Raw genomic sequence first — 9,975 nt, forward strand, 5'->3', positions numbered from 1 at the left:
CGGGTCCATATGGGCGTGTTCCCGCCGCCCACCGTGCTGGGGGTCGATCCCACTTGCGGGGGCAGCTACTGCGGGGCTCTCGCCCCTGAAAACCTCAAATCAAAAAGGGTATTTGATCCTCGAAACATTATTTTGGATCAGGGAGGGGGTAGTTATCAATTTCTCGTTTTGATGAATGAATATGGGGTTTTTGATATGGAAGAGCAGAAAGCCAAGTGGGTGTTTGATCAGGGGGGCTTCTCGAAAGCCTTGGTTGTGCCCACCCCGATGGGTGCCGGCTAGATCTCCACGTCGTCCGTTCGGGAGGCAAGCTGAAACCAGCGTGTTGGAACGCCAGAGGGGAGGCTGGCGAGTGTTCAAGACGATCGATGCTGCAGTCTGCTGCTCAAAACCATAGGGTTCCGGCGCATCGAGGTACGATTTGACCTTCTCCCTGTGAGACAAGTCCCTCCCTTAATACAAACCCTAAGGGAGATCCTGTTACTCCCTTGGCCCTGTGGGGGGCGTGGGCAAAGGCCCGTGGGTGTGGGCAATCCCTGTGGTCAGGGCAGTGGGCGGGCTGTTTTTGGCCCGTCCACCCCTGTCCATGGGGTTGTCCACATGCCCCTTGAGGGCCGTTCGCCTGGAAGGCGATTGTCCACCCATCCACAGGGTTGATCATCCGAGGCTGATTTGACGCGCATAGAGAAGTAGATGTCTGCAGACCAGTAACGGCGCGGCCTAGCGGGGAGTTTTGTCACTGTGAGAGTGACAAACTGTCACTGTGAGAGTGATTTTGTGTCACTGTGAGAGTGACAAATATGCACGAAAGTCGTTGCAAAATAGCTTTACTGAACAGTAGAGTTTGTCACTACTTTTAGTGAATAGGGATTGAGAAATGACCACAGCAAGGGTGCTTACTTCGACAAGGACAACTCACTTGGATCACTCCACTGGTGAAGTCTTAAGTACGGAGGATGTGATTGTTGCCCGAATACCTAAAGAGCCAGCCTATGTGAAGATGTACATCGAAGACCTATCTCGGATAGTTGGTCTTAGTGCTGGTGCTCAATCAGTGCTGTATGAACTGGCTGGAAAAATCGATTACGAGGGAATCGTCACGATCACCAAGGGCACTCGAAATAGAATTGCCGAACGAACTGGGTTGAAAGAGCCAACTGTCCGCAATCGAATTTCAGACTTAGTGGCATCAGGAATCATGCGAAAATCGGGGTACTGTGAGTACGAAATGAACCCGAACCTCTTTGCCAAAGGGGATTGGCAGGACGTATACAAGCGCCGCCAAGCATTCAAGCTGGAGATTAAATACTCCGATGGCAAGAGAATCATTAATGGGCATAGCGTCGATTGATGAGGTGTGAGAATGACCCCAGAAGAAAAACTGAACTTGGAAATAGAACGTGTTCTATCAGGCTCTGACAGGGCAAAATTAAGTGACTGGGATTTGAATTTTCTGTTTTCCTTAACGCAGATTTTCCGGAAGTCATTTAACAACCCTCGTTCGATTAAAAGATTGACCCCGAAACAAAAAGGGCTTGCTAGAACCATTTTGGAAAAGGTTAAAACGTGCCAGTAATCCTACGTATCAACGGCTATCGATTCTTCTTCTACTCGAACGAGGGAGACCCACTGGAACCTGCCCACGTGCACGTTTCAAAGGCAGGAAATGAGGCCAAGATCTGGCTAGAACCGGAAACGGTCTTGTCTCGAAATGATGGTTTCGGGGCGCGGGAGTTGCGAGAGGTGATCGCCATTGCAACAGAGCACAGAGCGTTTTTTGCGGAGAAGTGGCATGAATATTTCGCCTAAATTGGTGCGGTTCGATGAAAACAGCATGTGGGTTGAGCTACTGGACGGCCGGATCATCGGGGTGCCGCTGGTATGGTTCCCGCGACTGCTGAGGGCACAGCCTGAGCAGCTTGCTCAATACGAACTGAGCCAGCGGGGTATCCACTGGGACGAACTGGACGAAGATATTTCCATTGCTGGCCTACTGGCCGGACAAGGGGATATTACCCACCGTCCCCATCGGGCGGCCTAGTGGGATACCGCCAACTCACCCCCCAAGAGATCGAGGCACTACGGGAGGACATGCGCCAGTCCAGCGAATGGGCCAGAGCAGAGCTGAAGCGGCGCAGGGCGTGGCTTAACGCCCAAACCCCCGACTCGGCTTCGGGCCTTTCTCGGGGGCCATCTTCCGCCGGATCTCGGCCTCCAGCTTGCGAGCCAGATCCTGCTCCTGCTGCCTCCGCTGATTGTCCTGCTGTATCGCCACCGCCTGCTTAAGAACTTCAGCCACCTGCTCCTTGGATAGCCCCTTAAACGGCTCCTGAAGCGCTTGGAGGCGTTTCTGTGTGTCAGCCAATGCCATCCTAGCCTTAACCGCCTCCCCGCGCTGAGAATCGCTTTCAGAGGCTTTCTCGGCGACAACCTTGAACGCCTTCGCGAACTTGGCGTTGAGTCGCTCCGCTACCCCGAGCGGGGTCTCAACCATCGGCCTCAACCCGATCTTGCCCAGCAACCCCGGGCCTTGCTCGCTTTGCGGCTTGAGATCCTCCTCGCGGATCTCGGGCGGCACGGGGATCTGCTGCCCCAGCGCGTTGTAATGGGCCTTGATGCGCTTGTGGGTCGCCTTGCTGCCCTCGATGCCCCGCACCAGTCCAAGATGCTTGACGGCCTCCGCATAGCTGCTCTGGTCGTTGCTCATCTTGGTGCGGTTGCCGATGAACTCCTTGGCGCTCAACCGCCCATCTTTGGTGATCGGGACCACGAACGCCGACATGTGGGGGGTCTTCTCGTCCAGGTGAATCGACGATACCAGGATGTTTTCCCGCCCGTACTTCTCGGCCAACCAGTCCATCGAGCTCTGGTAGAAGTCCGCTTTCCGGCCTGAATCCGCATTGATCCACCACTCCGGTGAAGCGCTCAGGACGTACTCGATAGCGAGCACCGCATCCTTGCGCCGCTTCTCCGGCAGCTTCTCCCGCAACTTGCCCATCGCCTCGTCTGTGGAACGGGCGGCCATGTGCATGTTGTGCCGGAGTCTTTCGGGGTCTGCATTGGGTGTGTCGCGCTCCCGAAAGCAGTGCTTGAGGGAGGCTGCAACCGAGCCCATTCCCGATAGTTTCTTGCAGCGCATGATGGCAAAGGCGGCCATGTGTCTTCCCCTCTTGGTGGACTGTCGGAGAGGCTGGAGGGGGGCGACAGAATGGCGACCTCCGGTGGGCCTCTTGACAAGCAAGAGTACTCACTAGACTTTACTTCGTAAAGTCGCTCGCTCCGGCAGGGTGCCGGAGGAAAGATCAACCCCTTGATAGCTCCCCCCTGAAGGGGGGCAAAAGATAGGGTGATCGGGGGGCGCTGTGGCGTTTGCCTCCCCCAGAACCGGAGACCCTCAAAAGCCGGTTTTGCAGGGAAGGGGGGGATCTCGCCACGGGTCCATATGGGCGTGTTCCGCCGCCCACCGTCTGGTGGATCTATCCACTGCAGGGGGCGGCTTGTAGGGGCTGCGCCCCTGAAAACCGGACATCAAAAAGCTGTTTTGATACATCAAAACCTTGTTTTTGATGCGGGAGGGGGTAGTATCAATTTCTGGTTTTGATGAATCAATATGGGGTTTTTGATATGGAAGAGCAGAAAGCCAAGTGGGTGTTTGATCAGGGGGGCTTCTCGAAAGCCTTGGTTGTGCCCACCCCGATGGGTGCCGGCTACCATCTCCACCTCGTCCAGTTCGGGAGGCAAGCTGAAACCAGCGTGTTGGAACGCCAGAGGGGAGGCTGGCGAGTGTTCAAGACGATCGATGCTGCGGTATCTACTGCCAAAACCATAGGGTTCCGGCGCATCGAGGTCGATTTGACCTCCCTGTGAGACAAGTCCCTCCCCTAATACAAACCCTAAGGGAGATCCTGTTACTCCCTTGGCCCTGTGGGGGGCGTGGGCAAAGGCCCGTGGGTGTGGGCAATCCCTGTGGTCAGGGCAGTGGGCGGGCTGTCTTTTTGGCCCGTCCACCCCTGTCCATAGGGTTGTCCATGCCCCTTGAGGGCCGTTCGCCTGGAAGGCGATTGTCCACCCATCCACAGGGTTGATCATCCGAGGCTGATTTGACGCGCATAAGAGAATAGATGTCTGCAGACCAGTAACGGCGCGGCCTAGCGGGGAGTTTTGTCACTGTGAGAGTGACAAACTGTCACTGTGAGAGTGATTTTGTGTCACTGTGAGAGTGACAAATATGCACGAAAGTCGTTGCAAAATAGCTTTACTGAACAGTAGAGTTTGTCACTACTTTTAGTGAATAGGGATTGAGAAATGACCACAGCAAGGGTGCTTACTTCGACAAGGACAACTCACTTGGATCACTCCACTGGTGAAGTCTTAAGTACGGAGGATGTGATTGTTGCCCGAATACCTAAAGAGCCAGCCTATGTGAAGATGTACATCGAAGACCTATCTCGGATAGTTGGTCTTAGTGCTGGTGCTCAATCAGTGCTGTATGAACTGGCTGGAAAAATCGATTACGAGGGAATCGTCACGATCACCAAGGGCACTCGAAATAGAATTGCCGAACGAACTGGGTTGAAAGAGCCAACTGTCCGCAATCGAATTTCAGACTTAGTGGCATCAGGAATCATGCGAAAATCGGGGTACTGTGAGTACGAAATGAACCCGAACCTCTTTGCCAAAGGGGATTGGCAGGACGTATACAAGCGCCGCCAAGCATTCAAGCTGGAGATTAAATACTCCGATGGCAAGAGAATCATTAATGGGCATAGCGTCGATTGATGAGGTGTGAGAATGACCCCAGAAGAAAAACTGAACTTGGAAATAGAACGTGTTCTATCAGGCTCTGACAGGGCAAAATTAAGTGACTGGGATTTGAATTTTCTGTTTTCCTTAACGCAGATTTTCCGGAAGTCATTTAACAACCCTCGTTCGATTAAAAGATTGACCCCGAAACAAAAAGGGCTTGCTAGAACCATTTTGGAAAAGGTTAAAACGTGCCAGTAATCCTACGTATCAACGGCTATCGATTCTTCTTCTACTCGAACGAGGGAGACCCACTGGAACCTGCCCACGTGCACGTTTCAAAGGCAGGAAATGAGGCCAAGATCTGGCTAGAACCGGAAACGGTCTTGTCTCGAAATGATGGTTTCGGGGCGCGGGAGTTGCGAGAGGTGATCGCCATTGCAACAGAGCACAGAGCGTTTTTTGCGGAGAAGTGGCATGAATATTTCGCCTAAATTGGTGCGGTTCGATGAAAACAGCATGTGGGTTGAGCTACTGGACGGCCGGATCATCGGGGTGCCGCTGGTATGGTTCCCGCGACTGCTGAGGGCACAGCCTGAGCAGCTTGCTCAATACGAACTGAGCCAGCGGGGTATCCACTGGGACGAACTGGACGAAGATATTTCCATTGCTGGCCTACTGGCCGGACAAGGGGATATTACCCACCGTCCCCATCGGGCGGCCTAGTGGGATACCGCCAACTCACCCCCCAAGAGATCGAGGCACTACGGGAGGACATGCGCCAGTCCAGCGAATGGGCCAGAGCAGAGCTGAAGCGGCGCAGGGCGTGGCTTAACGCCCAAACCCCCGACTCGGCTTCGGGCCTTTCTCGGGGGCCATCTTCCGCCGGATCTCGGCCTCCAGCTTGCGAGCCAGATCCTGCTCCTGCTGCCTCCGCTGATTGTCCTGCTGTATCGCCACCGCCTGCTTAAGAACTTCAGCCACCTGCTCCTTGGATAGCCCCTTAAACGGCTCCTGAAGCGCTTGGAGGCGTTTCTGTGTGTCAGCCAATGCCATCCTAGCCTTAACCGCCTCCCCGCGCTGAGAATCGCTTTCAGAGGCTTTCTCGGCGACAACCTTGAACGCCTTCGCGAACTTGGCGTTGAGTCGCTCCGCTACCCCGAGCGGGGTCTCAACCATCGGCCTCAACCCGATCTTGCCCAGCAACCCCGGGCCTTGCTCGCTTTGCGGCTTGAGATCCTCCTCGCGGATCTCGGGCGGCACGGGGATCTGCTGCCCCAGCGCGTTGTAATGGGCCTTGATGCGCTTGTGGGTCGCCTTGCTGCCCTCGATGCCCCGCACCAGTCCAAGATGCTTGACGGCCTCCGCATAGCTGCTCTGGTCGTTGCTCATCTTGGTGCGGTTGCCGATGAACTCCTTGGCGCTCAACCGCCCATCTTTGGTGATCGGGACCACGAACGCCGACATGTGGGGGGTCTTCTCGTCCAGGTGAATCGACGATACCAGGATGTTTTCCCGCCCGTACTTCTCGGCCAACCAGTCCATCGAGCTCTGGTAGAAGTCCGCTTTCCGGCCTGAATCCGCATTGATCCACCACTCCGGTGAAGCGCTCAGGACGTACTCGATAGCGAGCACCGCATCCTTGCGCCGCTTCTCCGGCAGCTTCTCCCGCAACTTGCCCATCGCCTCGTCTGTGGAACGGGCGGCCATGTGCATGTTGTGCCGGAGTCTTTCGGGGTCTGCATTGGGTGTGTCGCGCTCCCGAAAGCAGTGCTTGAGGGAGGCTGCAACCGAGCCCATTCCCGATAGTTTCTTGCAGCGCATGATGGCAAAGGCGGCCATGTGTCTTCCCCTCTTGGTGGACTGTCGGAGAGGCTGGAGGGGGGCGACAGAATGGCGACCTCCGGTGGGCCTCTTGACAAGCAAGAGTACTCACTAGACTTTACTTCGTAAAGTCGCTCGCTCCGGCAGGGTGCCGGAGGAAAGATCAACCCCTTGATAGCTCCCCCCTGAAGGGGGGCAAAAGATAGGGTGATCGGGGGGCGCTGTGGCGTTTGCCTCCCCCAGAACCGGAGACCCTCAAAAGCCGGTTTTGCAGGGAAGGGGGGGATCTCGCCACGGGTCCATATGGGCGTGTTCCGCCGCCCACCGTCTGGTGGATCTATCCACTGCAGGGGGCGGCTTGTAGGGGCTGCGCCCCTGAAAACCGGACATCAAAAAGCTGTTTTGATACATCAAAACCTTGTTTTTGATGCGGGAGGGGGTAGTATCAATTTCTGGTTTTGATGAATCAATATGGGGTTTTTGATATGGAAGAGCAGAAAGCCAAGTGGGTGTTTGATCAGGGGGGCTTCTCGAAAGCCTTGGTTGTGCCCACCCCGATGGGTGCCGGCTACCATCTCCACCTCGTCCAGTTCGGGAGGCAAGCTGAAACCAGCGTGTTGGAACGCCAGAGGGGAGGCTGGCGAGTGTTCAAGACGATCGATGCTGCGGTATCTACTGCCAAAACCATAGGGTTCCGGCGCATCGAGGTCGATTTGACCTCCCTGTGAGACAAGTCCCTCCCCTAATACAAACCCTAAGGGAGATCCTGTTACTCCCTTGGCCCTGTGGGGGGCGTGGGCAAAGGCCCGTGGGTGTGGGCAATCCCTGTGGTCAGGGCAGTGGGCGGGCTGTCTTTTTGGCCCGTCCACCCCTGTCCATAGGGTTGTCCATGCCCCTTGAGGGCCGTTCGCCTGGAAGGCGATTGTCCACCCATCCACAGGGTTGATCATCCGAGGCTGATTTGACGCGCATAAGAGAATAGATGTCTGCAGACCAGTAACGGCGCGGCCTAGCGGGGAGTTTTGTCACTGTGAGAGTGACAAACTGTCACTGTGAGAGTGATTTTGTGTCACTGTGAGAGTGACAAATATGCACGAAAGTCGTTGCAAAATAGCTTTACTGAACAGTAGAGTTTGTCACTACTTTTAGTGAATAGGGATTGAGAAATGACCACAGCAAGGGTGCTTACTTCGACAAGGACAACTCACTTGGATCACTCCACTGGTGAAGTCTTAAGTACGGAGGATGTGATTGTTGCCCGAATACCTAAAGAGCCAGCCTATGTGAAGATGTACATCGAAGACCTATCTCGGATAGTTGGTCTTAGTGCTGGTGCTCAATCAGTGCTGTATGAACTGGCTGGAAAAATCGATTACGAGGGAATCGTCACGATCACCAAGGGCACTCGAAATAGAATTGCCGAACGAACTGGGTTGAAAGAGCCAACTGTCCGCAATCGAATTTCAGACTTAGTGGCATCAGGAATCATGCGAAAATCGGGGTACTGTGAGTACGAAATGAACCCGAACCTCTTTGCCAAAGGGGATTGGCAGGACGTATACAAGCGCCGCCAAGCATTCAAGCTGGAGATTAAATACTCCGATGGCAAGAGAATCATTAATGGGCATAGCGTCGATTGATGAGGTGTGAGAATGACCCCAGAAGAAAAACTGAACTTGGAAATAGAACGTGTTCTATCAGGCTCTGACAGGGCAAAATTAAGTGACTGGGATTTGAATTTTCTGTTTTCCTTAACGCAGATTTTCCGGAAGTCATTTAACAACCCTCGTTCGATTAAAAGATTGACCCCGAAACAAAAAGGGCTTGCTAGAACCATTTTGGAAAAGGTTAAAACGTGCCAGTAATCCTACGTATCAACGGCTATCGATTCTTCTTCTACTCGAACGAGGGAGACCCACTGGAACCTGCCCACGTGCACGTTTCAAAGGCAGGAAATGAGGCCAAGATCTGGCTAGAACCGGAAACGGTCTTGTCTCGAAATGATGGTTTCGGGGCGCGGGAGTTGCGAGAGGTGATCGCCATTGCAACAGAGCACAGAGCGTTTTTTGCGGAGAAGTGGCATGAATATTTCGCCTAAATTGGTGCGGTTCGATGAAAACAGCATGTGGGTTGAGCTACTGGACGGCCGGATCATCGGGGTGCCGCTGGTATGGTTCCCGCGACTGCTGAGGGCACAGCCTGAGCAGCTTGCTCAATACGAACTGAGCCAGCGGGGTATCCACTGGGACGAACTGGACGAAGATATTTCCATTGCTGGCCTACTGGCCGGACAAGGGGATATTACCCACCGTCCCCATCGGGCGGCCTAGTGGGATACCGCCAACTCACCCCCCAAGAGATCGAGGCACTACGGGAGGACATGCGCCAGTCCAGCGAATGGGCCAGAGCAGAGCTGAAGCGGCGCAGGGCGTGGCTTAACGCCCAAACCCCCGACTCGGCTTCGGGCCTTTCTCGGGGGCCATCTTCCGCCGGATCTCGGCCTCCAGCTTGCGAGCCAGATCCTGCTCCTGCTGCCTCCGCTGATTGTCCTGCTGTATCGCCACCGCCTGCTTAAGAACTTCAGCCACCTGCTCCTTGGATAGCCCCTTAAACGGCTCCTGAAGCGCTTGGAGGCGTTTCTGTGTGTCAGCCAATGCCATCCTAGCCTTAACCGCCTCCCCGCGCTGAGAATCGCTTTCAGAGGCTTTCTCGGCGACAACCTTGAACGCCTTCGCGAACTTGGCGTTGAGTCGCTCCGCTACCCCGAGCGGGGTCTCAACCATCGGCCTCAACCCGATCTTGCCCAGCAACCCCGGGCCTTGCTCGCTTTGCGGCTTGAGATCCTCCTCGCGGATCTCGGGCGGCACGGGGATCTGCTGCCCCAGCGCGTTGTAATGGGCCTTGATGCGCTTGTGGGTCGCCTTGCTGCCCTCGATGCCCCGCACCAGTCCAAGATGCTTGACGGCCTCCGCATAGCTGCTCTGGTCGTTGCTCATCTTGGTGCGGTTGCCGATGAACTCCTTGGCGCTCAACCGCCCATCTTTGGTGATCGGGACCACGAACGCCGACATGTGGGGGGTCTTCTCGTCCAGGTGAATCGACGATACCAGGATGTTTTCCCGCCCGTACTTCTCGGCCAACCAGTCCATCGAGCTCTGGTAGAAGTCCGCTTTCCGGCCTGAATCCGCATTGATCCACCACTCCGGTGAAGCGCTCAGGACGTACTCGATAGCGAGCACCGCATCCTTGCGCCGCTTCTCCGGCAGCTTCTCCCGCAACTTGCCCATCGCCTCGTCTGTGGAACGGGCGGCCATGTGCATGTTGTGCCGGAGTCTTTCGGGGTCTGCATTGGGTGTGTCGCGCTCCCGAAAGCAGTGCTTGAGGGAGGCTGCAACCGAGCCCATTCCC

General features: G+C 55.3%; 18 protein-coding genes. 15 read left to right on the forward strand and 3 right to left on the reverse strand.

Going from position 1 to position 9,975, the window contains the following annotated elements; translation table 11 throughout:
• The 5 genes from AC1VYI_RS00030 to AC1VYI_RS00050 all read left to right on the forward strand — a co-directional run.
• Positions 1-282, forward strand: a 282-nt coding sequence (locus AC1VYI_RS00030; RefSeq protein ID WP_482875579.1) for a hypothetical protein, incomplete at its 5' end; no start/stop codon positions are given.
• A gap of 595 nt (positions 283-877) precedes the next feature.
• A complete protein-coding gene (locus AC1VYI_RS00035) occupies positions 878-1,351 on the forward strand; it encodes a replication/maintenance protein RepL (RefSeq protein ID WP_259563074.1) in 474 nt (157 codons plus the stop codon).
• A 12-nt stretch (positions 1,352-1,363) separates the two neighbouring features.
• Positions 1,364-1,576, forward strand: a complete 213-nt coding sequence (locus AC1VYI_RS00040) for a hypothetical protein (RefSeq protein WP_482875586.1) — start codon at positions 1,364-1,366, stop codon at positions 1,574-1,576.
• Entirely contained in the window at positions 1,567-1,809 is a 243-nt protein-coding gene (locus AC1VYI_RS00045; RefSeq protein ID WP_024944121.1) for a DUF4160 domain-containing protein, read from the forward strand. Before AC1VYI_RS00040 ends, AC1VYI_RS00045 begins: the two co-directional genes overlap by 10 nt.
• The gene (locus tag AC1VYI_RS00050; protein ID WP_139714640.1) at positions 1,793-2,041 is read left to right on the forward strand and encodes a DUF2442 domain-containing protein; all 249 of its coding nucleotides are present in this window, start codon (positions 1,793-1,795) and stop codon (positions 2,039-2,041) included. Before AC1VYI_RS00045 ends, AC1VYI_RS00050 begins: the two co-directional genes overlap by 17 nt.
• A 105-nt stretch (positions 2,042-2,146) precedes the next feature.
• Here the strand turns inward: AC1VYI_RS00050 and mobV (AC1VYI_RS00055) are convergent, their stop codons facing one another.
• Entirely contained in the window at positions 2,147-3,157 is a 1,011-nt protein-coding gene (gene mobV, locus AC1VYI_RS00055; RefSeq protein WP_161469623.1) for a MobV family relaxase, read from the reverse strand.
• Between the two features lie 467 nt (positions 3,158-3,624).
• Between mobV (AC1VYI_RS00055) and AC1VYI_RS00060 the strand changes: the two genes are divergently transcribed.
• The 5 genes from AC1VYI_RS00060 to AC1VYI_RS00080 all read left to right on the forward strand — a co-directional run bounded on the left by AC1VYI_RS00060 (position 3,625) and on the right by AC1VYI_RS00080 (position 5,469).
• Complete coding sequence (locus AC1VYI_RS00060) at positions 3,625-3,867, forward strand: plasmid replication protein RepB (RefSeq protein ID WP_161469622.1); 243 nt, start codon at positions 3,625-3,627, stop codon at positions 3,865-3,867.
• Between the two features lie 438 nt (positions 3,868-4,305).
• Complete coding sequence (locus tag AC1VYI_RS00065) at positions 4,306-4,779, forward strand: replication/maintenance protein RepL (protein WP_259563074.1); 474 nt, start codon at positions 4,306-4,308, stop codon at positions 4,777-4,779.
• Between the two features lie 12 nt (positions 4,780-4,791).
• Positions 4,792-5,004 carry a hypothetical protein gene (locus AC1VYI_RS00070; protein WP_482875586.1) on the forward strand — a complete coding sequence of 71 codons (213 nt, stop codon included), beginning with the start codon at positions 4,792-4,794 and terminating at the stop codon, positions 5,002-5,004.
• The gene (locus AC1VYI_RS00075; RefSeq protein ID WP_024944121.1) at positions 4,995-5,237 is read left to right on the forward strand and encodes a DUF4160 domain-containing protein; all 243 of its coding nucleotides are present in this window, start codon (positions 4,995-4,997) and stop codon (positions 5,235-5,237) included. The genes AC1VYI_RS00070 and AC1VYI_RS00075 overlap by 10 nt, the downstream gene beginning before the upstream one ends.
• Entirely contained in the window at positions 5,221-5,469 is a 249-nt protein-coding gene (locus AC1VYI_RS00080; protein WP_139714640.1) for a DUF2442 domain-containing protein, read from the forward strand. The genes AC1VYI_RS00075 and AC1VYI_RS00080 overlap by 17 nt, the downstream gene beginning before the upstream one ends.
• 105 nt (positions 5,470-5,574) lie before the next feature.
• Here the strand turns inward: AC1VYI_RS00080 and mobV (AC1VYI_RS00085) are convergent, their stop codons facing one another.
• Positions 5,575-6,585 carry a MobV family relaxase gene (gene mobV, locus AC1VYI_RS00085; RefSeq protein ID WP_161469623.1) on the reverse strand — a complete coding sequence of 337 codons (1,011 nt, stop codon included), beginning with the start codon at positions 6,583-6,585 and terminating at the stop codon, positions 5,575-5,577.
• Positions 6,586-7,052: 467 nt separating this feature from the next.
• Here mobV (AC1VYI_RS00085) and AC1VYI_RS00090 point away from each other — a divergent pair, with 467 nt between their 5' ends.
• From AC1VYI_RS00090 to AC1VYI_RS00110, 5 genes are all read left to right on the forward strand, one after another.
• A complete protein-coding gene (locus AC1VYI_RS00090; protein WP_161469622.1) occupies positions 7,053-7,295 on the forward strand; it encodes a plasmid replication protein RepB in 243 nt (80 codons plus the stop codon).
• A gap of 438 nt (positions 7,296-7,733) precedes the next feature.
• Complete coding sequence (locus AC1VYI_RS00095) at positions 7,734-8,207, forward strand: replication/maintenance protein RepL (protein ID WP_259563074.1); 474 nt, start codon at positions 7,734-7,736, stop codon at positions 8,205-8,207.
• A gap of 12 nt (positions 8,208-8,219) precedes the next feature.
• A complete protein-coding gene (locus AC1VYI_RS00100) occupies positions 8,220-8,432 on the forward strand; it encodes a hypothetical protein (protein ID WP_482875586.1) in 213 nt (70 codons plus the stop codon).
• Complete coding sequence (locus tag AC1VYI_RS00105; protein WP_024944121.1) at positions 8,423-8,665, forward strand: DUF4160 domain-containing protein; 243 nt, start codon at positions 8,423-8,425, stop codon at positions 8,663-8,665. The genes AC1VYI_RS00100 and AC1VYI_RS00105 overlap by 10 nt, the downstream gene beginning before the upstream one ends.
• Complete coding sequence (locus AC1VYI_RS00110; RefSeq protein ID WP_139714640.1) at positions 8,649-8,897, forward strand: DUF2442 domain-containing protein; 249 nt, start codon at positions 8,649-8,651, stop codon at positions 8,895-8,897. The genes AC1VYI_RS00105 and AC1VYI_RS00110 overlap by 17 nt, the downstream gene beginning before the upstream one ends.
• A 105-nt stretch (positions 8,898-9,002) precedes the next feature.
• Here the strand turns inward: AC1VYI_RS00110 and mobV (AC1VYI_RS00115) are convergent.
• The coding region (gene mobV, locus AC1VYI_RS00115; RefSeq protein WP_482875595.1) for a MobV family relaxase at positions 9,003-9,975 on the reverse strand (973 nt) is incomplete at its 5' end.

The organism is Enterobacter sp. QK-SA4, assembly GCF_056856775.1.